This is a genomic window from Ruficoccus sp. ZRK36 (assembly GCF_019603315.1).
Lineage (GTDB): Bacteria > Verrucomicrobiota > Verrucomicrobiia > Opitutales > Cerasicoccaceae > Ruficoccus.
The window spans coordinates 2,821,316-2,847,658 of sequence record NZ_CP080649.1 but is presented as its reverse complement, the minus strand read 5'-3'; the positions used below and the strand labels follow the sequence as shown (position 1 = coordinate 2,847,658).

The 26,343-nt window shown below is 57.9% G+C and carries 21 protein-coding genes and 2 tRNA genes; 7 read left to right on the top strand and 16 right to left on the bottom strand.

Annotated elements, in window-relative coordinates; genetic code table 11:
- Positions 1-398: 398 nt before the first annotated feature.
- The 3 genes from K0V07_RS12460 to K0V07_RS12450 all read right to left on the bottom strand — a co-directional run bounded on the left by K0V07_RS12460 (position 399) and on the right by K0V07_RS12450 (position 3,593).
- Entirely contained in the window at positions 399-1,280 is an 882-nt protein-coding gene (locus K0V07_RS12460) for a LamG-like jellyroll fold domain-containing protein (protein WP_220624095.1), read from the bottom strand.
- 90 nt (positions 1,281-1,370) lie between these two features.
- Positions 1,371-2,453: a hydroxyacid dehydrogenase gene (locus K0V07_RS12455; protein ID WP_220621718.1), complete on the bottom strand. Its 1,083-nt coding sequence runs from the start codon at positions 2,451-2,453 to the stop codon at positions 1,371-1,373.
- Between the two features lie 102 nt (positions 2,454-2,555).
- Positions 2,556-3,593: a LacI family DNA-binding transcriptional regulator gene (locus tag K0V07_RS12450; RefSeq protein ID WP_220621717.1), complete on the bottom strand. Its 1,038-nt coding sequence runs from the start codon at positions 3,591-3,593 to the stop codon at positions 2,556-2,558.
- Positions 3,594-3,672: 79 nt separating this feature from the next.
- On the opposite strand from K0V07_RS12450, the gene K0V07_RS12445 reads away from it, so the two are divergent.
- Together K0V07_RS12445 and K0V07_RS12440 are read left to right on the top strand one after the other, a co-directional pair.
- Positions 3,673-4,338 carry a type II secretion system protein gene (locus K0V07_RS12445; protein ID WP_220624094.1) on the top strand — a complete coding sequence of 222 codons (666 nt, stop codon included), beginning with the start codon at positions 3,673-3,675 and terminating at the stop codon, positions 4,336-4,338.
- Positions 4,339-4,497: 159 nt separating this feature from the next.
- Positions 4,498-7,350, top strand: coding sequence for a DUF4962 domain-containing protein (locus K0V07_RS12440; RefSeq protein WP_220621716.1), 2,853 nt, complete (start codon positions 4,498-4,500; stop codon positions 7,348-7,350).
- Positions 7,351-7,361: 11 nt separating this feature from the next.
- Here the strand turns inward: K0V07_RS12440 and rsgA are convergent, their stop codons facing one another.
- The 12 genes from rsgA to K0V07_RS12380 all read right to left on the bottom strand — a co-directional run bounded on the left by rsgA (position 7,362) and on the right by K0V07_RS12380 (position 18,721).
- Complete coding sequence (gene rsgA / locus K0V07_RS12435) at positions 7,362-8,486, bottom strand: ribosome small subunit-dependent GTPase A (protein ID WP_220621715.1); 1,125 nt, start codon at positions 8,484-8,486, stop codon at positions 7,362-7,364.
- Between the two features lie 382 nt (positions 8,487-8,868).
- A complete protein-coding gene (locus tag K0V07_RS12430) occupies positions 8,869-9,693 on the bottom strand; it encodes an RDD family protein (RefSeq protein ID WP_220621714.1) in 825 nt (274 codons plus the stop codon).
- Positions 9,690-10,697 (bottom strand): stage II sporulation protein M, encoded by a 1,008-nt coding sequence (locus tag K0V07_RS12425; protein ID WP_220621713.1) that lies wholly within the window; start codon positions 10,695-10,697, stop codon positions 9,690-9,692. Before K0V07_RS12425 ends, K0V07_RS12430 begins: the two co-directional genes overlap by 4 nt.
- Positions 10,694-12,031, bottom strand: a complete 1,338-nt coding sequence (locus tag K0V07_RS12420; RefSeq protein WP_220621712.1) for a DUF58 domain-containing protein — start codon at positions 12,029-12,031, stop codon at positions 10,694-10,696. The genes K0V07_RS12425 and K0V07_RS12420 overlap by 4 nt, the downstream gene beginning before the upstream one ends.
- Positions 12,032-12,062: 31 nt before the next feature.
- Positions 12,063-13,028, bottom strand: a complete 966-nt coding sequence (locus K0V07_RS12415) for a MoxR family ATPase (RefSeq protein WP_220621711.1) — start codon at positions 13,026-13,028, stop codon at positions 12,063-12,065.
- Complete coding sequence (locus K0V07_RS12410; protein WP_220621710.1) at positions 13,025-14,389, bottom strand: DUF4350 domain-containing protein; 1,365 nt, start codon at positions 14,387-14,389, stop codon at positions 13,025-13,027. The genes K0V07_RS12415 and K0V07_RS12410 overlap by 4 nt, the downstream gene beginning before the upstream one ends.
- On the bottom strand, positions 14,386-16,047 hold the full coding sequence (locus K0V07_RS12405) for a DUF4129 domain-containing protein (protein WP_220621709.1): 1,662 nt from the start codon (positions 16,045-16,047) through the stop codon (positions 14,386-14,388). The genes K0V07_RS12410 and K0V07_RS12405 overlap by 4 nt, the downstream gene beginning before the upstream one ends.
- A complete protein-coding gene (locus K0V07_RS12400; protein ID WP_220621708.1) occupies positions 16,041-16,346 on the bottom strand; it encodes a hypothetical protein in 306 nt (101 codons plus the stop codon). Before K0V07_RS12400 ends, K0V07_RS12405 begins: the two co-directional genes overlap by 7 nt.
- Positions 16,347-16,349: 3 nt before the next feature.
- A complete protein-coding gene (locus K0V07_RS12395) occupies positions 16,350-16,862 on the bottom strand; it encodes a hypothetical protein (RefSeq protein ID WP_220621707.1) in 513 nt (170 codons plus the stop codon).
- A 2-nt stretch (positions 16,863-16,864) separates the two neighbouring features.
- The gene (locus tag K0V07_RS12390) at positions 16,865-17,443 is read right to left on the bottom strand and encodes a hypothetical protein (protein WP_220621706.1); all 579 of its coding nucleotides are present in this window, start codon (positions 17,441-17,443) and stop codon (positions 16,865-16,867) included.
- Positions 17,444-17,452: 9 nt separating this feature from the next.
- Entirely contained in the window at positions 17,453-18,202 is a 750-nt protein-coding gene (locus K0V07_RS12385) for an RDD family protein (protein WP_220621705.1), read from the bottom strand.
- A 442-nt stretch (positions 18,203-18,644) separates the two neighbouring features.
- Positions 18,645-18,721 (bottom strand) — tRNA-His (locus K0V07_RS12380).
- Positions 18,722-19,185: 464 nt separating this feature from the next.
- On the opposite strand from K0V07_RS12380, the gene K0V07_RS12375 reads away from it, so the two are divergent.
- Positions 19,186-22,098, top strand: coding sequence for a vitamin B12-dependent ribonucleotide reductase (locus tag K0V07_RS12375; RefSeq protein ID WP_220621704.1), 2,913 nt, complete (start codon positions 19,186-19,188; stop codon positions 22,096-22,098).
- A gap of 248 nt (positions 22,099-22,346) precedes the next feature.
- Here the strand turns inward: K0V07_RS12375 and K0V07_RS12370 are convergent, their stop codons facing one another.
- Positions 22,347-23,456 (bottom strand): PilT/PilU family type 4a pilus ATPase, encoded by a 1,110-nt coding sequence (locus K0V07_RS12370; protein WP_220621703.1) that lies wholly within the window; start codon positions 23,454-23,456, stop codon positions 22,347-22,349.
- A 109-nt stretch (positions 23,457-23,565) separates the two neighbouring features.
- On the opposite strand from K0V07_RS12370, the gene dapA reads away from it, so the two are divergent.
- From dapA to K0V07_RS12350, 4 genes are all read left to right on the top strand, one after another.
- Entirely contained in the window at positions 23,566-24,456 is an 891-nt protein-coding gene (dapA, locus tag K0V07_RS12365) for a 4-hydroxy-tetrahydrodipicolinate synthase (protein WP_220621702.1), read from the top strand.
- 42 nt (positions 24,457-24,498) lie between these two features.
- Positions 24,499-25,230, top strand: a complete 732-nt coding sequence (dapB, locus tag K0V07_RS12360) for a 4-hydroxy-tetrahydrodipicolinate reductase (RefSeq protein WP_220621701.1) — start codon at positions 24,499-24,501, stop codon at positions 25,228-25,230.
- A gap of 247 nt (positions 25,231-25,477) precedes the next feature.
- Positions 25,478-26,092, top strand: coding sequence for a Holliday junction branch migration protein RuvA (gene ruvA / locus K0V07_RS12355; RefSeq protein WP_220621700.1), 615 nt, complete (start codon positions 25,478-25,480; stop codon positions 26,090-26,092).
- A 147-nt stretch (positions 26,093-26,239) separates the two neighbouring features.
- A tRNA-Ala gene (locus tag K0V07_RS12350) sits at positions 26,240-26,315 on the top strand.
- The last annotated feature ends 28 nt before the right edge of the window (positions 26,316-26,343 follow it).

Sequence of the window (26,343 nt, the reverse complement as noted above, 5' to 3'; positions counted from 1 at the left end):
TCCGTCACCAGACGATAGAATATCCCGCCTGCACCGTAAAGCACAGCCGCGACAGCCCACCCTGGCTGGATGTTTATCCGGCGGACGCTGTGATTATTGGGACGGAATACTAAGCAAATCAGCCTAGCGTAGCAAATCAAAACTACCCACTCCCCCGCGCCTTCCAAGCATGAATCAGGCACCGTTAGGAACGCCAATAGCGCACCTTCTGATGCCTCTGGTTACGAGATTGTCACACGCACGAAGCAACTGCGATGGTGCCCATGTGCAACAAGGGAAGGCAGATTCCTCTGCCTTCCCTCTATTTCGGTACATGCTGCACCCAGCACCTCGCGGATGTAGCCCGCGAGATGAACCCAAAAACAACGAACTGACGAGGACCGCTGGGGCCCTGGATGCTAGGCGCGGCGACGGCGACGCAGCAGGAGCATGCCGCCAACAACTACGCACATCAGCGCGGCAGCGTGGGAGGGCTCAGGGATGGATGCGCTCATCACGCCCTGCAGCTGGGCTTCACTCAGTGCACCAGCGGAGCCACTCTCATCGACCCATACGTTGACATCGTCCATCAGCCCCTGGAAGGGACGTTCGTTGGAACCACGTTGATTGTTACCGATGGCCAGGCCGGTCGAGTTGGCGATAGTGCCCTGGTCGAGCGTCGTGCTGGCAATCTCTGAGAGGACACCACTTTCCTTGGAACCGGCATAGACCTTAGCCGTCCCGGTGGCGCTGTCGTAGGTTGTTGCGAAGAAGACCCATTCGTTAGTAAGCGATAAAACCGCGTCACTCACATCGACGCTTTGGTTCACCCCATCGGTGATTCTGAAAGCGACACGGATCTCACCCGTCCCCAGAGCATAGATCGTGGTATAACCACACTCGAATAGCCGCGCAAAACTGCCGACCTCGGTGGAGGCATTGTACCACATGGAGATCGTCGTGGAGGTCGCGTTATTCATGCTCCCAGTAGAGGCGTAGACTACGCCACCGTAGCCGGGCACAGAGCTCGTACCACCCATCCGGGTCGCGCCGGTGAGATCGAGTGCGTAGTCACCGGCCTGGCCAGATACTCCGCTGCCGTCAGCACCCCGCAGGTTCGTAGCGGTATCACCGGTAGAGCTGTGGTAGGTCATGTCTGCCGTGATGGTGGAGGAGCCGGTCGAGGCCGTGGTCGTACCGAGGTTGTTGTCGTTAAAGTCAAACTGGTACAGGGCCGTCTGAGCATTCAAACTGATGGTGGAAGCCGCCAGTGCGGCGATAAGCATGTATTTCTTATTCATGGAGTTGGGTATGGGTTTGGGTTGGAGTATCCTGCCAGCCAGGCAGTAAAGTGATCTTAGGAAAAAGTTTGGGTTCGAGAATGCGTCGCCTCAGGTGGAGCGTTGGTATTCCTCCAGGGTAACTTGGGCCTCGACGGGAAGCCCTTTGAGGTAACGGTCGATATTCGCACGGGCCAGCTCGCTGCACAGGCCAAAACCGTCCTGCGCCGGGCCAGCGATATGGGGTGAGTACAGGACATCCGGCACCTGCCAGAAGGGAGAATCTGCCCCGATCGGCTCGCTGGAAAACACATCCAAACCGACCCGGATGCCGCCCGCCTGAATGCGACGTAGCAGTGCGTCCTCATCGATAATGGCACCGCGCCCGACATTGACCAGTACGTCACCGGTATCGAGCTGCTCCAGGACGTGAGCATCGACAGAGCCCTGATTCTCCTGCGTCAGGGCTTCACACTCGATGAGGACCTGATTCTCGGCAAAAAGCGTGGCCAGCGAGTCGCAGGGCTTTACACCGTGCTCGCGCATAAATGCGTGAGGCACGCCCTCCGAGTAGGCCGAGAGCTTAACCTTGAAAGGCTTCAGGAGGTTCACCAACTCACGGGCGACCTTGCCAAAGCCGTGCAGCCCCACGCGCTTGCCGTAGAGCGTCCGCGTCTGCATCTCCACACGCTGCTCCTGATAATCGCTGCCCTCCAGTCGCATGACCGGATTCCACTGCGGCAAACGGCGCAAACAGGCCATCACCAGCAAAAGCGCATGCTCGGCAACGGCGTCACTCGCCAGCGAGCCCCAGTTACTGATCAGCAGATCCTTTTCAAAGGCCAGTGGCGGCAACAGCTTTTTAACAGAGCCCGGCAGATGGCAGATGTATTTTACGGAAAACCAGGAGCTATTCAGGATGTTTTCGGTAATGCGCGGAGTGGTCCACGCCGACACGATGACCGTAGGCGAAAAATCCTGCAGCAGGCTCTCCCACTCTTCCCCTGAGATGAAGCGCGTATCGTGCACTTCCCACTGGATGCACTCCTTGGAGCCAAACTCAGGGATGCCCTCCGGGAAGAATGTCTTTATCTCCAAAGGGTTGATCGCAAATAGAATACGCTCCTCAGCCACGGGCGAAGAAATCGTCGCCGTAGTTGCTGCAGCTAAGGGGGGCTGGCCTGCGTCTTGCATGGCCTGAATACTCCTATCATCTGCCGAAATTGTAAACGACCAGTCCAGTCACACAGGTGTACACATATGTGGGGCCCATTCTCAAGGCGTAGGCGATCTGTGTTAAGATGGCTGGGAGAGCTGGGGCAACGTTTTTCCGGGCACCCACTGTCCCTCAATGTGCGTACGTTGAACGAGTTCTGGAACTCCGCGCTCCCCGTGAGCGATCATATTTGCCAACCGCTCGACCGCAATTTCACCGATGTGAAAGGAGTTTTCGCAGATACCGGTCAGCTCAGAGTCGAGGCTGTTGAGCGCCACACAGGCCACAGGCAGATCCTCGGGGATACGGATGCCTATCTCGGCCGTCCGTTGATGAATCTTAAAATCCCCGGTCACGATGGCTTCGGGCCGCATGCCCTCGATCCGCTCCTTGAAGCCTTTCAAATCCCGCCACTGGTAATCGATGAGCATCGGTGGCTGCCCGATCTGCTGTTGCGCTACGAGATAGCCAGCCAGAAAGTTGTGGTCCGCCTTGGCGTCCTGAGCAAAATCAAAGACAAATGCAATACGGCGATAGCCCGCCTTATGCATTTCCGTCATCGTCTGCACCATCGCCCGATACTGCGTAGATGTCACAGTGTGCAGCTTCGGTTTTAGCAAGGTATAGCCGAAGGTTATCAGTGAAAAATCTGACCATGGAAAGTCCATCGACACCCAGGGGTTGGGCTGAGGGCAAAGCAATATACCGTTGATGTTCCGTGCCTTAAGCATCGAGGCGAGGCGCTTGGGGCTGAGTTTGTTATGCCCGAGCTCAAAGACCTCCACCTTGTAGCCATACTTGTCGGCTCGATGCTGGGCACCCTCATAGTAGAGCCGATAGGTATCGATCTCTCTCCACTTCAAATCGATATCTTCCCGGTGAACGACCAGCCAGGCGAGTGTCCCCTGATAGGTATGTTTCTGCTGTCCGCTGCGGTACGTAGCCAGCGCGGACAGCATCGGGTCCGGCCGGTACCCCAGCTCCTCCGCCAGCTGCAGGATGCGCTCGCGCGTGGCCGCTGGTATGCGCGGATGGTGCTTCAAGGCCATGGACACCGTCGCCCGGTGAACCCCTGCTTTTCTGGCAATATCCTGCTGGGTGATTCGCTTCTCAGACATCGTACAACTGTGTAAGCAAACCTTAAGTTGATACTCTAATCAAGCTAGAAGATAATTTACTCAACATTGCTTCCCTATCATGTGCCCCTCATTTAAACGCCGCCCCGCCTTCAGCTTGGTCGAGATCCTGGTTGTCTGTGCGATTATCACCGTTCTGGCCGGGATTTTGATTCCGACTGTCAGCTCTGTCCGCCGACAGACCGATTTGTTAACCTGCTCGAACCACCTGCGCCAAATCGGGATTGGGCTACGCCTCTACATCAATGACAACAAGGGCATCCTGCCGGGTCCGCTGTGGTCTGGGCAAAAGGCCAACTACCCGAACACCGGCTCCGGGCACCTGCTGACAGAGTTCGAAGACTACATGGAGATATCGACGGTCGATGTCGATGGCACCTCTCTCGCTGAGATCATGCTCTGCCCGGCCTACATGGACCAGAATAACAGTATCCCTCCCCGCTGCTACGTCCTCCGCTATGAAAACATGGAGTTGATCGACGGCAGCTCGGTAAAGGCATTTGGCTATCCCGCCGACTCGTCCAAGGACCGTGAAGCCGAGAACCCCGTCAACTACATGCAGATCGCCCACCCCGAGAGAGAGTGGATGATGCGGGACCTGGACCAGATCGGCTCCCCTGGCTACAAGGGGAACCCCCTTGCTCCCGAGCAACCCGTCCACGGCGATGTTAGAAACACCCTCTACGTGGACGGACACGTCGAAGCTATTTCAACCGAAAATGACTAGAGCCAGCATTAGCCTTCGCCTGATGGGCGATGCATCCAGCCTGAGAGCATTCGACAGGCTTGACCAATACCTTCACCACACAATTATCTTCGGGGGGCGACCCCGAAAAATACTCCAGATATGCGTTTTATCCCTACTCTAACTGTAGCCTGTCTGCTCATGCCGGCCACCATGGTGCTGGCCAACGAAAAGGCTGACTGGCCCTACGTGACCCCAGACAGCGTTAACGAATATCTCACGAAGCATGAGACCTCCTGGCAGGAGCGTATGCCCGAGCAGGGCTCCCGCCTGTTTTATACCGACGAGCAGTGGCCGGACGTAGAGGCTGCCTTGACCTCGGATGAGGGACTGCGCCCGGCGTTGCGTGAGACGTTCCTCGCCGTAGCTGACAAGCTGGCTTCCGGCTCCCCCAAGCGCTACTACCCGCCCGAGGACTCCACCAACGGCAAGAGCATGCGCCAGAACGTGGAGGAGCTGTGGCAGCGCCGCGTCGGTGACGACATCTTTCTACTCTGCCTGGCCGCGCGCCTCAGCGACGACCCGGCTTATAAAAAGTCGCTCCACGACCGCGTCATCACCGGCTGCGAATACCCGCAGTGGGGCCTGAAGCCGCCAAACATGGACCTGGCCAGCGGACACATGGCTCGGGGCATCGCTCTGGCCTGGGACTGGCACCGAGACATTTTCACCGAAGAGGAGCAGGCCATGATCCGGGAGGTCATGCGCGAGCGCGTGGACGCCCTTTACCGCGGACTCCTGGGTGAGGTCTACTGGGCACGCAGCTATGCCGAGAACCATAACCACATCGCGGCAGCCGCTCTTGGGTTTGCCGGGCTGGCTTTTTATGGGGACATTCCGGAGGCCCGCCAATGGCTTGCGGCGGCCGGCGTCGCCTTTGGCTATGTCATGGAGTACAGCGCCGATGACGGCAGCTCGGCCGAGGGCGTCCCCTACTGGACGTACTCGCTGGACTTCATTCTCCAGTACATCGAGGCCACAAAAACCGTCACCAACAGTGCCGAGTGCTACGATGATCCCTTTATGCAGCAGGCAGCCGCTTTCCGGATTGCCTGCGCGACACCGGGCTTTCAGGGCATCCTCCCCTGGGGTGACGCACCGAAGGTCGACTTCTACGGGCCGCACCACCTGCTGGCCAAGCTCGCAGCCGAGTACCACGATGGCGAGCCGCAGTACGTGATGGAGCACCTGCCCTTTGAGCCGCGCGGCGGTAACGACGCCCATGCGCTGCTGCTGATGTGGTACGATCCGGCCATCAAGCCGGTGCCGCCCGCCTCGCTGGATTACCATGTGACGACGTGGGATGTCGTCTCCTCCCGCAGCGGCTGGGGCGATGGCGACTACCTGCTCACGCTTAAGTCAGGCTTTAACAACCGCAACCACAGCCACCTCGATGCCGGTTCGCTGGCCTTTATCTTCGGAGACCAATGGCTGATGATGACCCCCGGCTACGGCAAGGGCGCGGGCGATCAAAAGTTCTGGCACCGCGGCGGACCGCGCTGGGACTTTTTCTCCAACGCCAGCGAATCCCACAGCACGCTTATCATCAACGGGAAGAACCAGAGCTTTGACAGCAAGGCCCGCGGCACGATCGACAACTTCACCCCCACCGAGAACTACCTCTGGACCACCGTTGACCTGTCCGGTGTCTTTCCGGAAGTCCGTGGGGTGGACCGCCGCATCCTCCATGTCCGCGGCGACTACATCCTCGTGATGGATGAGGTGAAGGCCGACGAATCCGTGCAGGTGGACTGGCTGGCCCAGGTGCCTGCTGCCGCCAAGGTCGACGGACCGCTCATGAAGCTGCACAGCCACAGCGGCGATTTAAACCTGAGCGTCCTCTACCCTGCTGACGGCACATTTGCCCCCCGCAAGCCCTCCAGCCCGAAGGTTGACAACCCAGACCCGACACAGCGCACCTACACCGTCGTCCAGCAGGGCGACCACGTGCAGAGCGTTGTCCTGATGCAGCCGACGTTCAGCGGCCAGGCGTCGACCTTCCTCTCCTGCTGGCTCGACCAGGTCGATGACAACGGCTGGGAAGCGACGATTAACAGCGGAGACTGGATCGACGATCTCTACGTGTACACAGCTCCGACCGAGATCGTGGTCGATGGCGGCAGCACGCTGCCTGAGATCGAGCTCTACGCATCGCTCGTAGCCTCCCGCATGGTTGACGGCAAGATCACCCGCCTGTTCGCGACGGATGTCACATCCCTTCAAAGCGACCTCATCAGCGCCGAGTCGGAAAAGCCCGTCAGCTTCGAGCTAAGCCGGGGCGACGGCGGATGGATGCTTGAGCTCGCTACACCATTTGCGGGTGAACTGAGTCTCGCGGAAGGACTCACGCTCTTCGATAAAACCGCGACCGCCCAGGCCGCGGATAAGCCGCTTACCCTCCCGGCTGGCTATTACACCATCGCCAAGAACAAGGCAGCAGCCCTCAAGCTGACGAAACAGCACGAGCTGGCCACGGCGATCAGGCCCATGCCCCCGGTGCTCGTCGCCGCTCCGGTCGATATGACACCGGCACCGGCCGACGTCTCGATCTCATGGGAAGCCGAGGATAACATCGTGCAGATGAACAGCGCTTCCCGCGTCGTCCCAAAGGTCGCAGCCAGCGCCGATAACGCCCTCAGATCCTTCGGCTATGGCGGTCCGGCTGAGAGCGTCTGCTGGGAGATAGATGTCCCCGAGACGGGTCTCTATGAGCTTGAGGTCCGCTATTGCACGACTGACAACCCCACCCTCGACCTGCTCGTCGATGGAGTTGCTCCTACGTCTCAGGCACTGGGCATCCCGCTCCAGTCAACAGGTGGCTGGTCTGGCAAGAATGATGACTGGAAAGAGGTCGTGCTCACGGACAAGAATGGCGAGACGCTCGCCATCCCCCTGACCAAGGGAAGGCACTGGATTGAGCTGGCCAACCCAGTGCCCAGTCTGACGCTGGACGCCTTCACCCTGCGCGGGATCGGCTCACCGTCAGCCCCTTGATAGAAGCGTCGTCAGAAACCATCCTCCTGATGGTATTTGCGTTTCGCTTTGTTGTTTTTGCGGTGCTGGATTTTTACCTGTTTGAAAAACGTTTCCTTTTCCTCCCACTTTCCGGGTGCAGCGGGTTTTCGATAGGTCGGCTTGGGCTTTGGCCGACGGGTACTGTGGCTTTCGTTGCGTAGCTTCAGGTATTGCTGAAAGCGTTCCTCCGTGAGCTGCCCGCTATCCAGTGCCGCCTCTATCGCGCAGCCGGGCTCGCCCTCGTGGTGGCAGTTCCGAAACTTGCACTGCCCGGCCAGGCGGTAGATGTCCGAGAATGCCTTCTCCATACCTGCGGATTCACCGGTCAGTTGAAGCTCACGCATCCCCGGCAGGTCGATCAGACAGGCGCCGCTTTCGAGCTGGAACAGCGCCCGCCAGGTCGTGGTGTGTCTGCCGCGGTTATCGTCGGCACGATTCGCCTGCGTCTTGAGCAGCTCCTCACCGAGAAGCGCATTGATGAGTGAGCTTTTTCCCACACCCGACGACCCGGACAGCGCGACCGTATTACCGGAAGCCAGATAGCTGCTCAGGCACTCGGTTGACGCCGGGCTAAGCGCACTTATCGCGTGAACGGAGACTTCGGGCAGGCGCGCGCACAAATCCCTGACCCGCTCACTGGCGTCCTCGACCAGATCTGATTTATTCAGAATCACGACCGGCTCGGCACCACTGTTCCAGGCCTGTGTCAGGTAGCGCTCAATACGCTTGGGGTTAAACTCCTGATCGAGCCCGGCGACGATAAACAGGTAGTCGATGTTGGCGGCCAGCAGTTGAAGGTCCGAGCGGTCGCCCGAGACTTGTCTCGTGAAGAGCGACTTCCGCGGCAACAGGCCATGGATGATCCCCTCGCCTGCGGTCTGCCCCGGCTCGAAGAGGACCCAGTCGCCAACGGTGGGCAGGTCCAGGGTGGACTGCGCAGAATGCCGGTACGAGCCGGACAGCTGTGCGCTGCATTGTCGCGCCCCGGTGTGGAGGCTGTAGCGGTCGCGATCCTCCCGTGTGATTCGGGCCGGGATACGCTCGGCATGTTCGTTTATGTGAAGGTGTTGGTGGAGGTGTTCGCTCCAACCCAGTTTGAGTAAATCTGAATGCATCGATAGTTGTTTTGTGCGGAGGCCGGACGTGAAGGCCAACGCGGTGGCACAGTTGGAAACGCGTAGCGGTTTCCGGAAGACAGGCTGACGCAATCGCCACGAAGGCTCGGGGACTGCGGAAATGCGGACACAAAAAAGCCGCGAAGATCAGGTCGTTCGCGGTTTATCAGATCGATGCTGTAACAGGACTCAGTTAGCAGCTCAAAGCGAACGACCAACGGTAACAATATCCATTGGTGTCTTGAGTTTCATATAACTGATTGAGTTTCTGTTCCCCTGGGATCGACGGACGCGTCGTCCTTAGGGTGATGTCTAACGTAAACATCAATAGAGCGCCGTCAATAGATAAGACACGATGGCGTTGTGAAAAACGATGACTCGCTTATGCCACGCCTGACTGCCGAACAGGCCCCGCGTTGCCATCCGTTGGCGTGTTGGCTGAAATGCGATTGCGCAGGATAGAGTCAACGCAGTTTCGCACATATTGCTCGTCAGTCAGGTCCTGACAGGCTTCCGCCGGGAAGCGGACCTTTTGCCGGAAGTGTTGTGCCAGCTGTCGGAACAACTCCAGCCGTGCCAGAGTCTCCAGCTTGTCCCGTCGCAGGATAGCCTGAAGGGCCAGAGAATGCTCGGCCGGCACGGTGTTCTTTTTTAACTGTGCCTCCAGGTGTGGGTAGCGCCGGAACGAGTTAAACTTGTTGTACGCGGCCGAGGGGATATTTGGGAGTTCCTGGGATTGATGGCGGATGACGAGTGTCGAGGCCGCCAGATCGCCTAGGCGCTGGAACTTACGGCTGCTCATCGCAATGAGTCCGCCCAGCGAGTAAAAGGCCGGAAGCATATCTACCACACGAAACAAGTTGCGCAGGATGATCTGGGCTGCGCTCAGGCGCTGGATGTTTGCATCGATGACACGCAGCTTCATCAGACGCTTGCCGATCGTGCGACCATCCCAGGCGATCTCCAGCAGAATGAAGTAGCCGATACTCGTCACAAAGTACCCCAGGATTAACAGTGCCGTCGAAATATCTGCAAAGAACGGCGTGAGGAGCATCATGCTGACCGCGAGGATGCTCTGACAAACGTAAATCACCCCAAGGTCGATGATCAGTGCCAGCGCCCGCACTAAGGGGGTGGCGAGCAGCAGAGAGAACGAAACGGCGTCGTCGGTCTCAATGACGAGACGGTTGGCGTCTGGTGTGATCATTGTCTGGCCCCTTTCTTTGTGCGCCCAGCCATCACGATAAATCCTGCCAGCGCGGCTAACTGCAAAAGTCCGAATGCGATCTTGGCGGAGTACGGGATCACGGGTTCATGATACTGAGATAAAAAGGCCTCAATGATGCCAGCCCAGACCAGAAGCAGCACGACCCCGCCGATCAACATAACAATATCGCGGCTGTTCTTTTTCAGGCGGGCGGTCAGATTGAGTCGCCCATCCTTCACGATCAACGTACGTGCAATAAGCAGCCCACCCTGTGCCGCAAAAAGGATGGCCGGGATCTCTACGCTGCCATGTGGCAGTAGCCAGCCCAGCAGAAAGGTTGTCTCCCCCGCCAGGATGTAGTCCACCGCCACCGCACCAAGGATGAGCCCGTTATAAAATACCAGTACGACGGTGAAGACGCCGTAAAGAATGCCGACGGTTAGCGCAAAAATAGCCACCCGGATATTATTAGCCATCAGCGTGGCCGAGAATGATGACTGATGGCCGCTTACATGCGTGCTATTTTCAGCGTCTTCCTCCATTTCGACTCGTTCGGATGGGTCGCCGAGCAGATGGCTGAATGGCATGATAATCTCTTTGTGCTCAGGGAAAAACGCGACGATCCCCCCTCCGAGAATGCAGCCCACGAACATCGTCGCAGTGACGAAGTAGAATAACCGGGAATGGCGCCGTACCGTGATGGCGAACTCGACCAGTACCTTAAACGGGTTGAACTTCAGGCGACTGAGGGAGCGGTTTTCATGAATGGAGGAAAAACCGCGTGCGACCAGAGACTCCAGATAGTTGGTCGTTGCCGGCTCGGCGGAAAATGTGCGCAGGCGCGTCAGGTCGGCTGACACTACGTCCTGCAGATAACGCAGTCGCTGGATCTGTCTCAGGTCAAAGTTCGTGCGTGCGTTGTCCTCGATCAGTCTTAACATCCGCTCGAACTCGTCCCAGATCGGTCGCTGTTGGGAGATGTACTTGTCCGTGTCGATGATCATATGAGCTGACGTTTTTTCACGGTGAGGTACTGATTCACGACCTCCAGTGCCAGGTTCTCGCTTTTGAGCAGGCGCAGGTCCACGCGTTGAGCAGCCAGCAGACGGGTGTAGTCGTGGAGGTCTTTCCAGATCAGGTGCCCGGCCAGTCGGGTGTAGATATCGTCTTTACGGTCGTCGCCCCTCTGAAACAGTGGGCCGACCCCAGCCATCGTCAGCATGTTGACCAGTAGGATATGGCGACGGCTGATCAACCCAACGTGCTGGCGGAAGCTCTCGAACGCAGCCGGATCGGAGAGATCCGTGAGGAGAATGATCAGGCTGCGGCGGCGCAGGTTCGTCCGCACGAAGCGAAACATTTCCTCAAAATCGGGGAAAACCTTGTTCGGTTTGATAGTAAAAAGATGATCTTGAACACATCGCAAGTGGGCGGGGCCAGAGGAGGCCCGCAGGAATCCCGTTGTATCGCGGCTGAAAGTCATCAGGCCAAACAGGTCTCCCTGCCTTACGGCGGCGAGGCTGAGCACACTAGCGGCAGCCACGAAACGCTCCAGGACGTTTTCATCGTGTTCGTCGTAGTCAGTGCGGATCTTACGGGCCGAAAGCCTCGAATGGTCGATCAGGACGTAGATTTCCTGCGTGCGCTCGACCTGATAGGTTTTTGTCATCAGGTTGTTGCGCTTGGCACTGGCCTTCCAGTGGATGTTCACAAAGGGGTCGCCAGGCTCGTAATCACGGATCTGGTCATAGTCGCGGCCCTGGCCACTCATGCGCTGGATGTTCATCCCGGCCAGTCCTCGATTCAGAAAGAGATTTGCCAGCGTTTTTTTGTCCCGATGGAGGTTGGGATAGATGCGGATCGGTAAATCTGCCTCAGAAGAGCCACGCCGCAACCACAGGCCCAGGAGGCTCGGAATCTGCCAGTAGATGCGATCGATCTTAAAGTAGCCACGATCGGGCGAGCTGAACTCCCACTTACTGCTAAAGCGTGGGGTATCGGCCTTTAGCATCAACCGCTGCTGCTCCTCGGTTGAGGTGACGGGGAGTGGAAAGGGAATACCAACCTCGATCCAGGGCGGCAGACGGTCTCCATCCGCGAATGCCATGACCAGGTTAAAACTCCCGGTCGAGTTCTTGGCCTGACGGATTTGGCGGTCACACTGGAAGCTCGGATGGGGCTTCTGACCGCTGAGCAAAATATCGACGAGAGCCATGACCACAAACAGAAGGTAAAGCACCAGGCATAGCGTCAGCGCTACCTCCCCGGTCCCGGCCAGTAATGCGGCAGGAAGCGGCAGTAACGAAAGCAGGACTAGCCTGGTACTCGGTTTGGGCATGGTTATGATATTATCCGGTGCGGGTGATGGCTTAGCGCGGAACGCTTACGGTGTTTACCAGCTCGACAATGACCTCGTCGATCGTCAGCCCCTCGATCTCGAACTCTGGGCGCAGAATCAGACGGTGGTTCAGGACCGGCCCGGCAAGCTGCTTAATGTCATCGGGCACGACATAGTCGCGCCCCTGGATGGCGGCGTATATCCGTACAGCCAGGATGAGCGCGATTGTCGCGCGTGGACTTGCCCCGACCAGGATACTGTCACTCGCACGGGTCTGGCGAATGATCTGTACGCAGTAGTTGATAAGCTCCTCTTTGATTGTAACGGATTGGAAGGCTTCGCGTGCACGGGCTAGCTCCCCCGTTTCGAGCACTGGCTTGAGCTGGCCCTCATCCAGCGAGTGCTCGGGTGGGTTCCCCTCAAGCACGCGTCGAGCGAGCATCAGCTCCTGCGCTTCTTGCGGGTAGTCCACATTGATTTTGAGCATAAAGCGGTCCTTCTGCGCTTCGGGGAGTGGATAGGTGCCCTCGTATTCGACCGGGTTCTGCGTGGCAAAAAGCGTAAAGGCCGGATCAAGCGCGTAGGTATTGCGGTCGATAACAACCTCACGCTCCTGCATGGCCTGAAGCAGGGCCGACTGCGTCTTGGCCGGAGCGCGGTTGATCTCGTCCGCCAGTAAAAAGGAGGTGAAGATCGGTCCCTTAACGACTTCAAAGACCTGATCGCGCATATTATAAATACTGGTGCCGATGATGTCGGTCGGCATGAGGTCGGGCGTGGACTGGATGCGGTTGAACTCGCACCCGAGGACGCGGGCAAGGGTGTTCACCAACAGGGTCTTGGCGACGCCGGGGACGCCCTCCAGTAACGCATGTTGCCGTGCGAAGATAACGATCAGGCACTGATTGATGACGTCTTCCTGGCCGATGATGACCTTCGCGATCTCTTCACGGGCACTGGCGATCTTGCTTTGCAGGTCGTTGAACTCTGAGCTCATGGGCGGGTTCTCCTTTGATTAAGTATTTGCGAAATAGTTTGGTAGGCGCGGCCGGGGTTACGCTCACGAGGGGGCTTGGCTGCCTCGGTTTCGACAACGTGCTCTGCTTCCCGGAATTGCTTCTCGTAGCGTTTGCCGTCTTGGTGCTTGCCCATAAAGGCCAACTTCCACTGCTCCAGACAGAGCCCGAGCAACTGCCGGGGGCGTATGTGCCGCCGGAGCAGATCACGGTAGCCACTGACAGCGGTGTGCCCAAGGGTGCGCGGCCGGGGCGCCTCAGCGACACTGGGTAGTAGCGGAAATGCCCCGTGCCAGATGAAAAGCAGAAATGAAATCATCAGTGCGACAAGGGCACCGCTCAGGCCGTATTCGCGTATGAGAGAAGCGATCCCGTGAGGCTGCACGATACCGAAATGGTATTCCTCGAAGACGACATTGCGGTCATTGCCGAGCAGCCACTTCAGTAAGGGTAGATCCTTGTGCAGGCGCAGTGATTCGTTGGTCAGTGGCAGACCATTGGCCAAGACGATGATTTCCCCACGCCCGACCTGTTTACCGACAATGACAGGTGCGGTATGCGAGCTATAAATAACGTCCCACGGGCGTGCAGGAGGAAGCTTTTCTCGATCCGTATCTTCCTCCGAACTGGTAGCGGCCGACTCTCCCCTGCCCTCGGGCTCGGTGAAATCCTCGTCCTCAATGTCTTCCGTGGCTTGGGTATCCAGCTCATTGGAGACGCTTTTCGTTTCATTGATCAAGATCGCCTCGGAGCTGAGCCATGCCGTCTCTGTTGGAGCACCGGCGGCCATAGGACTCTCTTTGTTGAGTCTCATGTCGGAATTGACAACGGAGTAATCGTGGTAGGCTTTAAGTGCAAATAGCTCCCAACCGTCGAAGCCTGTTTTATACTCGACCTCTTCCAATACCTCGTCGTCACCGACAGGCGTATGATCGGAAGCATGAAAGTCTTCATCCATATCGTCGTAGGAGTTCCCGGGGTTTGGAGATGGCAAGGACACGATAACACGACCGCCCTGAAGGAGAAATGCTTCCAAGTCCTCGTCCATTAGGCTCATGCCATTTGCATCGAGAAAGAGTACCGTCGTATCCTGCGGCCTGACTTCGCTGTCACGCATCCACTTGCTGAATGGCTCAAACCAGCGGGCAGCCGTGACCGTCGGCAATGTCTCAAGGCTCTCATACAGCAGCATGGTGCCACGCGGATCTGCCCGCAGGCTGGAGTGCTCCGGGAACATTTTACCAGTGGTAAACTTACTCGCAAAGGCGTAGTAAAGCGCTGCTGTCACCAGTAGCGCGGCCAGCATCAGGCCAAGTCCGGTCATGAGTCTTTTACGTTTCATGAGTCCGTGGCCAGGGTTCGAAAGAGATCTTCCATCTGGTCGAGTTTGCTGGGTTCTGCGGGATAGTCGCCGTACCAGATAGACTCGAAGAGGTGCGTAGAGCTAGAGAAAGCCTCAATGGCGTGTGGGCAGGAATGTGCACGACGGGTCAACTCGTGGGCGTACTCGAGGTTGGACTTGAACTTGGCCAACACGATCAGGCGCTGCTCGGCGAGGTAGGCCAGCTGGGCAAGGAATACCGCACGCATGGCCAGCCGGTATTCTTGTCGGGCCGCAAGCTCGCGGGCATATTCCAGCCAGCGGTCAATGCTCAGACTGTCAGCACTGACTTCTTCCTGAGTGAGATCGGGGCTGTCTGCCGCGCCCATGGGGGCTGTCGACGCCAGAAGTGGCCTTTGCCGAATCCCCCGGAATATCATGACGCAGATAATAGCTGCCAATATGATGATCAGGCCTATCGCGATAACATTGGCGACATCGGCAATGCCATTACCCGAATGCGAAACTTTCTTGCGATCCTCTTTATCCTCTTTCTCTTTTTTCTCTTCCTTTTCAAAGAGACTTTCGAACCAGTCGGAAAACTCCCTCCAGCTGGTGTGCCAGAACTCTTTTATATCCTGTTTGAACTGGTTAAAGGAGTTAACCCAGGCAGGTGCCTCTCCCCGATTGTCCAGCTGCTCTGGGGGTTGGTCCCAGATGTATTTTCGCTGTGAGCCGACATCGTCGATCGTCTGCTCGAGCTGCTCAGACGGGATCGGGTCGACAGGCTCATTAGCAAGCAGACACGATCCGCTCAACAGGGCAAGACCTGCAGCGAATATCAGCATGCGGGCCATTGGCCCGCCCAGGCGGCGCAGTGTAACAAGGATGTCGAGACCGGTTTCGCGTGTGTCGGCATAGTAGCAGCGCAGGAAAAAGTATGCCTTTACCACCGGGTCGAGTGTCAGATACGTGAAGGTGGCACCGGCCACGTAAAAGCTCGAATTGTTCAGTATCGCGTGTGGACTACGTACGAAAACCGTCTCGATCCCGGTCAGCATGTACACGAGATAAGGCAGGTAGCCCAATATCGTCAGCCAGCTGAGGAAAATAAAACCGGTCAGTATCTGGATCCACAGCAGGGAAAACAGTCCGAGCTGTAGTTTTCCCACCGAGGCGTATTTCAGGGCCTTGTCGGTTGTGTGCTTACCCTCTTCGTCAAAGGATTCGCATACGGTCAGGTTTTGGAAGAAGGCCAAGGCCCAGGGAAACGGAATGACCAGAACCCCGCACAGAGGAACAATGATCAGTCCCCACGGCTGGAAGATCGCCTGACGCAGAAGTATCCGAAAGCGGGTCGACCGACTCGGTCGATACGACTGCATGACGAGTACGTTGCGCATTACGATCGCCCAACGCGCCTGCCAGTACTTCATCCAGATGTAGGCTACCGCGAGGGCCAGAGCGCCAGGCGAGAGGTAGCGGTAGGCCAGAGCACTGCTGGACATCTCCGTCCAGTAAACCAGAAACAGTGAAACAAAAGGGAGTGTGCCAAGTGCATAGAGTAACCAGGCATGCGCAGGCAGCATTTTAAGCAGATGCAGTGCGCTTTCCAACATCTCTATGACATCCTGCTCGCGGTCGGAGCGCTTCCCTCTGAGCCTGCGCTGTTTCACCATAGCCTTTCGTAATAGCTCTCAGCGATGGAGATGAGCATGCTGCCCATCTTATAGAAAATAAAAAAACAGACCGTAAACGAGCCCAACGCAGCAATACCGCCGATGAAGCCGCGGACGAGGTGGCGCTTGGGGCGCTGTTGCTGCTGGGTTAATTCCTCTTCCAGGCAGTGCTTACAGATCATCCGCCCGTCGTGCTCAGTGGTGCACTCGCGGCAGAAATAATCCATGCAGCTCATGCAGCGGGCGACAGCTTCCCGGTCTACATGGTTCTTACAGCGCTGTGTCGCTAGACTGCCCATGGCTTAGCCTCTGGGCAGAACAGGCGGTAAGACTCTGCCCGCTGCGGGGGAAGGTGGCGGCATCTGCCGCTCCTGTTCTGCAGTCCTTTCCCGGATGAGACTAATGATCTTGCGGGCCTTCTTGACGCTTTTTACCGGTGGGATTTCCATGTTCTGCACTTCGGACTGGAGGTAGAACTTACAGAAGCCGCCAGTCAGCATAATGGGCAGCCCCCATGCCAGAATGATTAGAGCCGGAAGGCCCAGGACAAGCGCGAACGGGACAAAATCACCACCGGCTGAGAGACTGATTGCGGTGCCGCCCAGGAGCGCCAGCAGCAAGAGGATTAAGAATACCATCTTGCCGACCTGGTTTTTGATCAGGGCAGCCTGGATATCCTGATAGTAAAAGCGGCGGTACTCCTCGGTGAAAGAGCCGTTCACCATCAGCAGGTGATCCTCGGCGTCGTACAGATAAAACGCCTGAATCAGGGTGGAGCCGCGGCCCAGTCGCTTGTACTTTTTCTTTTTAGCCATGGTTACGTGTACATGCCAGCGCTCTGACTGATGAAAAAGAACACCCATGCGGCAATCTGCAGCAGTGCAAAAAACAGGGCGAGAATGTAGCGGATGCGTGTCCGGGGAACTTCACTACACGGGTGCTTGTTCCAGTACCGGATGACCATAAAAATGACGATGGGAGCCGTAATGATCGTTATGTAAACAAACAGCATCGGCAACAATGCCAGCCCGAGTGCGAAGCTATCGTAGACTGTGCGCTTGTTACTGGTCTGGCCGGCGGATTTCTGTTTGCGGCTATAGCAGCTTAGGCAAATCCGCCCTTCGGGGCTATCAACCAGACAGAGAGTACAGGCGAACATCCCGCAGCTGGCACAAGCCGCCTCGGCTACCTTGTGGGGATGGTTGTAGCAGGTTGCTTCGCCATCATTGAGGACCTGTTGCGCAGTGAGGGGCTTATGTTTCTTGAAATAAGCGGGAAACCGATGGTACTCGAACGTGACAACACCATTTAGGCGACCACAATCGCATCCGACGGTCCCCTCTCGCTCCGGCAGATCGAGCTGTCGGCTGCGGCACACTGGGCATTCGATAGACATGGCGTGAGTCTATTTCTTGATTACGTACGTACCCACCATCTTGTCGTGGAGAGTCTGGCGCTCCGAGTCCCACAAGCACATAAAATAGCCAATACCGAGGATAATGCTCGATATGATGGCTGCAAAATAGCGTCCAAAGGCCATCAGGTAGCTACAGTCGCCGCCGCGCTTATCTACGATACGGATTCTTAAGGCCATCATGCCAAGTGTGGCCTGGGTCTTCCGATTACCAAGCAATAGCGTGGCGTAGACAAGGGGGATGGCGTACGAAAGCACAATCAGGACGATGGAGAGTGCGTTCGCGAGAGCTTCACTTTCGCCAGCGATTCCGATAGCAAAGCCAAGAACAAAGCCGACGACCGCCTGGACGATCCATACGGCGAAAAGGTCGATGATATATGCTCCGGCACGGATCAGGAATGAAGCGTACTCAAAGCCGGTTTCACTGAGTTCAATGCCCTCACGCATAGTCTGCAGGTACTGGTCCCGACAGTTGGGGCACAGCACGATATCATCCATGGGGATCAGGTCCTGAGAGCGGACGCTTGCGTTGCAGGTCGGGCAGTTGACGCTTCCTTCGAGCGTTAAATCGTCGGTGAGTCCGTTCCTGGCAGCCTGATCCAGCGGCATGGCCATTTGCATTTCGCTGTTACGTACAGCCGTCGCTCCATTGATGCGGCCGCTGTTAAAAAGCTCTTGAAAGTCGGGTGACGAAAAAGGACCAACCTCTTCGTTATCCTCAAGGTAATACCAATCCATATAGAGTACGCGTAGCAGGGGTTAACGGATGTCGAATCTCAGCCACAGGCTAGAATGATATAACCGAGGCGGATCGTAAAAAATTGACATCACTTAATTATCACCTCCGCAAGTGAATTATCAGAGGATATCAACATCTAAGGAATAAAAATGGTGAAATGCGTACAGAGGCTCAACGCTCACCGCTTGACCACAATCCCCAAAAACAAACGGGCACTAGCTATGGGATCAGGCATACTGCTGGCTACAGAGCTAGTGTTTGGATTGGCTACCTTTGCCAGATCGCACGTCTCGTAGATGTAGGCTCTGGACGGGATACGGTCTGAGCCGACAGGCAACCGCAGTTACCGGTAATCCATGACGCTTCATTCAATCGCTTACCTGCTCCTGAAACTCTCGATGGCCTTGGGCCATTTATACCAGAGTATGCGCGTCGGAAAAATGGGGTGGTAGACCGGATTTGAACCGGCGACCCTCGGTACCACAAACCGATGCTCTAACCAACTGAGCTACTACCACCATTGCTGGAAACGTGAAAGAAAATGGTTCTGGAGCCCCCTTGTCAATCCTTTCGGAGGCGGTTTTTATTTTTTCTCGATCCACTCGCGATTCAAGGGCCGGAAGGTAACCCTTTTCCAACACTCAAACACCAGCGACAGCTATTCAACGATGACAGTTTAGGCGATCCGCAGAGGAGTTCATCCGTGTTTTTGCATCTACCCCGACCTGCTCGGATTACTCCCTCGCGGATGCCGCTATCCCTAAAGCGGCATCGCTAAAAGGATAGCGGACGATCGCTCCTCAAATCGTCCATTAGCGCGATTAATGCCCACCTAAACCAGCGTTCAAAAGTGCCGGAAAACGAAGATTTCCGCGTGCGTTAGCTGCTTGAATGACTTTACTCAGACACTATATTTAGCGCAACCCCGCGAGACATTCCCCATATGTAGTAAGTTGCTCACATCAATTCACATTTTATTCGCATGAAAGACCAATCCTCGACTTCCAGCCAAACACCCAAGCACGCTCTCAACCTCAGCCGCTGCTTTTCCTCCTCCGACATCCATCCCTATGGTCAGCTAACCTGGGAATACCGCACCGCCGAAATCACCGACGACAAGGGCAAGGCGATCTTTAAACAGGACAATATCGAAGTCCCCGCGGCCTTCTCCGACCTGGCCACCAAGATTCTCGCCTCGAAGTATTTCTACGGTGACATCGATCAGGGCACCGATCCTGTCAATGGTGGCCGCGAGAGCTCCTTCAAGCAGGTCATCGACCGCGTCGTCAGCACCCTCACCTCCTGGGGCATCGAGGACGGCTACTTCAAGGACGACGAACAGGCCAAGATTTTCTCCGACGAGCTGACCTGGCTGCTTGCTAACCAGTATGGCGCCTTCAACTCCCCGGTCTGGTTCAACCTCGGCCTCTACCACGCCTATGGCGTCGGCAAGGACTCCTGCAAGGGCAACTTCTACTGGAATCAGGAGCACGACGTTGTCATGCGCGCCAACAGCCAGTACGAGTACCCGCAGTGCTCGGCCTGCTTTATCCAGCACGTCGAGGACAATATGGAGTCGATCATGGACCTCGCCCGCGCCGAGGCGATGCTGTTCAAGTTTGGCTCCGGCTCCGGCACTGACCTGACCAGCATCCGCTCCACCCGTGAGAAGCTCTCCGGCGGCGGTAAGCCCAGCGGCCCCCTCAGCTTCCTGGCTGTGTATGACGCCGTGGCCGGTGTGGTCAAGAGCGGTGGCAAGACCCGCCGCGCCGCCAAGATGAACACCCTCAAGACCTGGCACCCGGATATCGAGGAGTTCATCCACGCCAAACAGATCGAAGAGCGCAAGGCATGGGCCCTGATCGAAGAGGGCTACGACGCTTCCTTTAACGGCGACGCCTACGGCTCCATCAAGTACCAGAACGAAAACCTTTCCGTGCGCGCCACCGACGAGTTCATGCAGGCCGCTGTTGACGGTAAGAAGTTCTTCACCCGCCGCGTTATCGATGGCGAGCCCTGCGAAGAAAAGGACGCCTCCTACCTGCTGGACAAGATCGCCGAGGGCACCCACATCTGCGGTGACCCCGGCATGCAGTTTGACGACACGATCCACAAGTGGCATACCTGCAAGGGCTCCGGCCGCCAGAACTGCACCAACCCGTGCAGTGAGTACCTCTTCCTCGACAATTCGGCCTGTAACCTGGCCTCTCTGAACCTGATGAAGTTCCGCACCGCGGAGGGCTTTGACATGGAGCGCTTCGCCGCTGCTGCCCGCATCTTTATCATCGCGCAGGAGATCATCGTCGATCGCTCTTCCTACCCGACCGAGGGCATCACCTACAACAGCCACTGGTTCCGTACGCTGGGCCTCGGCTACGCCAATCTCGGCGCACTGCTCATGTCCTATGGGCATGCCTACGCCTCTCCCGAGGGGCTCGGCCTCGCCAAGGCCATTACCGCTGCCATGACCGGCGTCGCCTACAAGACTTCTGCCGAGCTGGCCGCCCTGAAGGGGCCCTTCCCCGGCTACCATACCGCCGCCCACTACGGCGTGGACAACCCGCCCGAGTCCGACAACGTCGCCTCCATGCAGGCCGTCATCGACCTGCACAAAAGCCACGTCGAGTCTCTCGACCGTAACTCCCCTGCCCCGCTGGTTGAGTTCTCCTCCAAGGTCTGGAAGGAAGCTTCCGATCTGGGCAAGCGCTACGGCTACCGCAATGCGCAGGTCACCGTGCTCGCACCGACCGGCACCATCGGCTTCCTCATGGACTGCGACACCACAGGCGTCGAGCCCGCGATCGGCCTGGTCGCCTACAAGACCCTCGCAGGCGGCGGTCTCATGACCCTGCCGATCAAGTCCATCCCGCTCGCGCTGGAAAACCTCGGCTACAATAAGGCTGAGGTCGAAAAGATCTGCGCGCACGTGAAGGAATACGGCACGGTCGAGGACATCAAGACCGGCGGCAAGGCTATCGCCTCCGGCCTGAAGGAAGAGCACGTGGCGATCTTCGACTCGGCCTTCCGCTCCGGCATGGGTAAGCGTTACCTGCCATACACCGCTCACATCGACATGATGAGCGCCGTTCAGCCTTTCCTCTCGGGCGCCATCTCCAAGACGGTTAACATGCCCGAGGAGTGTACAGTCAAGGACATCCGCGAGACCTACATCCACGCCTGGAAAAAGGGTATCAAGGGCATCGCTATTTACCGCGACGGCTCCAAGCGCTCCGCCCCGATCAAGACCCGCAAGGACGACCCTAAGGAGGAGGAAAAGCCGGTCATCCAAGTCGTGACCGAACCCTACCGCCGCAAGCTTCCGGACACCCGCCAGTCCATCACCCATAAGTTCTCCATCGCGGGCACCGAGGGTTATCTCACCATCGGCAAGTTCGACGACGGCAAGCCGGGCGAAGTCTTTATCCAGATGGCCAAGGCTGGCTCTACGATTAACGGCCTGATGGACTCCGTCGGCACGCTCGTCTCGCTCTGTCTGCAGTACGGCGTTCCGCTTGAAACGCTGGTCAAGAAGTTCAGCCACGTTCGCTTCGAGCCGGAGGGCATGACCCGCAACCCGCACATCCCCTTTGCCAAGAGCGTGGTCGACTACGTCGCACGCCTGCTCGGGATGGAGTTCATCCCCGGCTACAAGGAGCGCATGTCGCCCGCACTCCAGGCCGAGGGTGGCTTCGAGGATCAGCACCCCGGCAGCGCCTCCATCCCCAAGCAGGAGGAGGACACGGAGTCGGAGCAGGCCGTCGACACCGAGCAGTTGGAGTTCCTCACGCAGTCCGAGGGTAACCTCACCTGCCCCGAGTGCGGCTCCAGTAAGGTCAAGGTTACTGGCACCTGCGCCTGCTGCCTGAACTGCGGCACCTCACTGGGCTGTAGCTAATCTCTGAGGGTGCGTGGCCGCACAGGACAATGATGGGGCTTTGCCCCATCGCTCACTGCGTTCGCTTCCCCCTTAACATCGCTGGTTCAACCGGACCCGCACTTTCGATTAAAGGCTTGTGTTACGCACAAGCCTTTAATCGTTATTGAGGTAGTAGCTGCCACAATGCGCAGCATCGAAAGTGCAGCCCTCGGCTGCCGCGGGTGCGGGGCGCGTAGCCCCGAAAAACATGCCAGCGGGTGAACCCGCTAGCCGACGATACCGCCGGAGCTGAGGAAGATGCCCTTGAGGTTCATTTCGAGAGCCTTGGGATTGGGCGAGTATGCGAGGGCGTCCTGATGGCCGACCGTTCCGGCTTTGACCAGCCGGTAGAGGTCCTGATTAAAGGACTTGGAGCCTTCTTCCTTACTGGCTTCGATCACCGAAGGGATTTTGTGAAACTCCCCATCTTCGATCACCTTACGGCCAAGGGCATCGACCACGAATATCTCCACCGCCGGGACGCGCCCCTCACCCTCCAGACGGGGCAGCAGCCGCTGTGTGATAGTGGCACGCAGCCCAACAGAGATCTGGCGGCGCATGCTCTCCTGCATGTCCGCAGGGAAAAATTCAAACAGACGCTGCACGGCCTGCTGCGCACTGGAAGCGTGGATCGACGCAAAGACCAGGTGGCCGGTCTCCGAGGCATGCAGAGCCGTCTCAAAGGTATCCCGGTCGCGCATTTCGCCAATCAGGATAATGTCCGGGTCCTGCCGCAGTACGGCCTTGAGCCCATGCTCAAAGTCCGGTGCATCCAGCCCGATCTCACGCTGGTTAAAGATCGAACGCTTGTCGGTGTAGGTAAACTCGATCGGGTCCTCCAGCGTGACGACATGCCGGTCGAAATTCTCGTTCACATACTCGAGCATCGCAGCCAGCGTGGAGCTTTTACCGGAGCCGGTCGGACCACACACGAGGACGATGCCGTCCTTGGCGGATACGAGCTTCTTGAAGACGTCGGGCTCGTGGTTGAGATCCTCGAAGCTCGGCGGCGTATCTTTCACGTGCCGGAAGACGATACTCGGCGTGCCGCGCTGGTAAAAACCGTTCACGCGGAATCGGCCCAGCCCCAGCTCATGCAGGGCATAGGAAAAGTCGATCTGCCCGTTTTGCTTCCATTCATCATAGAAGGGAGCGGGCATAGCCGTCTCCAGAAACTCCTGAACCTGCTCGGGCGTAAACGGGTCCATATCAACGACCTCCAGCTTACCGTTCAGGCGCAGGTGCGCGGGCTTGTTCGACTTGACGTGGATATCGCTGGCCGAATTTTCAACCGCCAGCTGCAGCAGACTGTTAAAAGTATCAATAATGTTGGACATCGGCCTGGGGACTCAATTTTCCCATTGTCATGCACCTGCCTTTGACGCAAGTTGTTGAGCCAAAAGGTCGGGGCAGCTTTCTTACCCGACGATCCTATTTCCAACGAAGATGAACACAACTCAATTTTACGGCGTCCATACCGCACTGGTCACCCCCATGCGCGATGGAGAAGTCGCTTACGACGACCTCGAGCGAATCGTGTCGATGCAGCTCGAAGCTGGCATTAATGGCATCGTAGCCGTCGGCACGACGGGCGAATCCCCCACCCTCAGCCATGAGGAGCATGCCGAGGTCATCCGCCGCATCGCCTCGCAGGCTGGTAGCAAGGTCCCCGTACTCGCGGGTACCGGCTCTAACTCCACCACTGAAGCGGTCGAGCTGACGCGTGGTGCCGATGCTGTCGAGGGTGTGACGGGCATGCTCCAGGTTGCCCCCTACTATAACAAGCCCAGTCAGGAAGGGCTCTTCCGTCACTTCAGCGCCGTGGCCGAGGCCACCGACAAGCCCATCATCCTGTACTCCATCCCCGGCCGCTGCGGCATCTCCATCGGGGTGGACACCTGCGCCCGCCTTTACGAGAAGTACCCGCATGTGTGCGGGATCAAGGAAGCTGGGGGCTCCAGCGAGCGTGTCGCTGAGCTGGTCCAGAAGCTCGGCTCCGACTACCTCATCCTGAGCGGCGACGACTCGCTCACCCTGCCCTTCATGAGCTTTGGTGCGAAGGGCGTGATCAGCGTCGCCTCGAACCTCATCCCGTCCGAGATGGTCCACATGGTGAAGCTCGTCCTCGACGGCGAGTTCGTCCGCGCCGAGCGTTTCTCACGCATGTTCTTCAATCTTTTCAAGCTGCTCTTCATCGAGCCCAATCCCGTGCCGATCAAGTACGCCATGCACCGCGCCCGCCAGATATCCTCGCCCGAGGTGCGCCTGCCGCTGTGCGAGATGAGCGAAGCCAACAAGGCTCTCCTCGACGAGGCCCTCGATGTGCGCGGCCTCTAAGCAACCCCGATTACTTCCCCGAATAAAACTTCCCGACTGACCATGGTAAAAGTTCTCCTCAATGGTGCCCGCGGGCGCATGGGCCAGGCCATCCAGGCCATCGCCGCAAATGAAGACGTTGAAATCGTCGCCGCCATCGACATGGGCGACGATCCCACTCCCGGCCTCGAAGCCTGCGAAGTCGTCATCGACTTCAGCTTCCACGAAGCCACCGCTCCGCTGGCCAAGCTCGCAGCCGAGGCTGGCAAGCCCCTCGTGATCGGTACCACCGGCCACACGCCCGAGGAAAAGGAAGCCATCAGCGCATGCTCGTCCCAGGTCCCCATGGTCTGGGCCGGGAACTTCTCCACCGGGGTCAACCTGCTTTTCTATCTCGTCGGCAAGGCCGCTCAGACACTCGGGCGTGAGTACCACCCTGAGCTGATCGAGATGCACCACTGCCACAAGAAGGACGCCCCCAGCGGCACCGCCGAGCACCTGCTCGAAATCCTGCGTGAGGCCCGCGGCCTGACTCAGGAGCAGGAGGCCCATGGCCGCCACGGTCTGGTCGGTGAGCGCCCCGAGGACGAGATCGGTGTCCACGCCCTGCGTGGTGGTGACGTCGTCGGCGACCACACGGTGATCTTTGCCGGGCCCGGTGAACGCGTCGAGCTGACCCACAAGGCCTCCGACCGCCGCATTTTCGCCCAGGGTGCCCTGCGCGCCGCTAACTGGGTCTACGGCAAGCCTCCCGGCCTCTATCGCATCCAGGACGTCCTCGGCTTGCGTGACTAACGGGTTGCACCCGCTGGCAATGAGGGGGCGCTGCCCCTACTCCTTCTATTTCTAGTGCTTAAGCTGAGTTCGTTCGAATCGGCGCTAGTCCCTGTTGCCCATGGCTCCACGTTAGTAGAGGCATCAGTGATCCGAAGGATCACAGGTGCAGGACTTTGTCCTGCTGCATAAGCCCAGATAAAAACAAAACGGTAGCTTTCTGTATTGGGCCTTTGCGTTTCAGGGGTTTTCGGCTAAACAACTTCCCATGATCGTCTCTTTGGAAGGCAAACTCATCGAAGCCGCCCCGCTCTCTGCCGTGATCGAGGCCAACGGCATCGGCTACGAGGTCCATGTCCCCGTCACCACCGCCGAGAAGCTCCCCGAGCCCGGCCAGACGGCGCGCCTGCATACGCTGGCAGTCTACCGCGAGGACTCGCAGACGCTCTACGGCTTTGCCACGCGCGAGGACCGGGATTTCTTCCGCTTGCTGGTGGAGAAGGTCTCTGGCATCGGCCCAAAGATCGCGCTCAATATCATGAGCCGCATGTCTGTCGAGAGCCTCCGCACCGCAATCGCCCAGTCGGATGTTGCTCTGCTCTCGAAGTGTCAGGGCATCGGTAAAAAAACCGCTGAGCGCCTCGTCATCGAGCTGCGCGACAAAGTCTTCCCCGGCGGCATTCCGACACCGGCGGCAGGCTCTGCTGACGGGGCCTCCACGGAGGCCGCAACCGTTGGTGGCTCTGCCTTCCAGGATGCGCTGGCTGCGCTCATCACGCTCGGCTATAAGCCGCCGGAGGCCGATAAGGCCCTGCGCAAGGCCCAGGACAAGCTCGGAGCCGACGCCCCGACCGAAGCCCTGATCCGCACGGCGCTGAAGTAAGGATTTCTCCCGCTAGCACCTGAATATACGGAGCTCACCACGTGGTACGGCCTCCGCCCCCAAACGACTCAAAACTTTTTTATAAAAACGCCTGCAAAAGGGTTGACTAGCCCTGCGCAGATGGTTTGCTTATCCGCTTTCACTTATGGGGCCGTAGCTCAGTTGGAAGAGCGCTTGCATGGCATGCAAGAGGTCGTCGGTTCGATCCCGATCGGCTCCACCATTTTCCCTTACGACAGAAGCCTTTCCCT